Origin of the sequence: Bergeriella denitrificans NBRC 102155 (assembly GCF_001592185.1) — a bacterium.
GTDB classification, from domain to species: Bacteria; Pseudomonadota; Gammaproteobacteria; order Burkholderiales; family Neisseriaceae; genus Neisseria; species Neisseria denitrificans.
The window spans coordinates 1-980 of sequence record NZ_BCWL01000349.1 but is presented as its reverse complement, the minus strand read 5'-3'; the positions used below and the strand labels follow the sequence as shown (position 1 = coordinate 980).

Here is a 980-nt window from a genome sequence, read left to right as displayed (position 1 = left end):
GCGCCACTTGGGGAATGGCCGCAATGCCGCGCTTGATTAAGGCGTAGCCGCCGACCATCGCGCCGTATGCCCACCACAGCCACTCGGGGGCTTCGGGGGTTTGGGCGAATTTGACGGTCATCGCTGCGGCAGCCACGTTTGCCCACAGCTTGGTATGCGAGATTTGCCCGGTGGCGGGGTTGACAATCAGGCCGGAGAGCCATTTAAGCAGTTTCATTTACACCCCCAGCATCGATTTCAAAGCCGCTTCGCTCGGAATAAACACCACACCGAGCAACGCAACAATCATCAACGTATCGCTAAAATCCCATTTGCGGCGCACTAAAATCAGAAAATGGTTTTTCAGAAAAAACATCCGGAAAACGAAAGCGATGACATACAGCCAAAGATAGCCGTTACAAATGACGTCAACGGCGTGAATAATATCGATTAACCAAAGTTTCATTTTTTCAAACGGCCTTATGCTTCATTTTTAGAAAAGCCGCCTGCCAAATTCAGTCGCGGCAGCTTGTACCGACTGTCGAGCGGGTGGCGCGGCGCGCCTTTTTCGGACGGCCACACATAGGCCGTAACGCGGCTGCGCGGGAATTTGGCAATGCTGACCTTATTACCCTGATTGCCGCCCAGCACCATCAGGTTGCCTTGGGCGTCCTGACCGACCACAAAGCCCACATGACCGCCGCCCTGGCGTTCTAACACCACGATGCAGCCATAGGCCGGTTGCTTTAAGCGCGTGCCTGCCTCTGCCCATGCCTTGGCACGGTACCAATGCTTGGGCAGTCCGCGGCCCGTGCTGCGGCAGCAATGCGCCACAAACGTACCGCACCAAGGCGTTTCGTCATCGCGCCACCACGCATTTAAAGCGGCTAACCAGTTGATGATGGTCGGGTTGTGTTTTTTACCGGGAATCTCGGCAAGGCCGATATGGCGGCGGGCTTCCGCCACCCACGGCAGCTCGGTTTTGATAGACATGAAAAAAA

Annotated in this window: 3 protein-coding genes; all 3 read right to left on the bottom strand. The window is 55.5% G+C overall.

Going from position 1 to position 980, the window contains the following annotated elements; translation table 11 throughout:
• Nucleotides 1–217, bottom strand: a 217-nt coding sequence (locus BDE01S_RS10740; protein WP_066081434.1) for a hypothetical protein, incomplete at its 3' end; no start/stop codon positions are given.
• The gene (locus BDE01S_RS10735) at nucleotides 218–445 is read right to left on the bottom strand and encodes a hypothetical protein (protein ID WP_066081431.1); all 228 of its coding nucleotides are present in this window, start codon (nucleotides 443–445) and stop codon (nucleotides 218–220) included.
• 14 nt (nucleotides 446–459) lie between these two features.
• Nucleotides 460–972: an NlpC/P60 family protein gene (locus BDE01S_RS10730; RefSeq protein ID WP_066081436.1), complete on the bottom strand. Its 513-nt coding sequence runs from the start codon at nucleotides 970–972 to the stop codon at nucleotides 460–462.
• Nucleotides 973–980 lie beyond the last annotated feature (8 nt).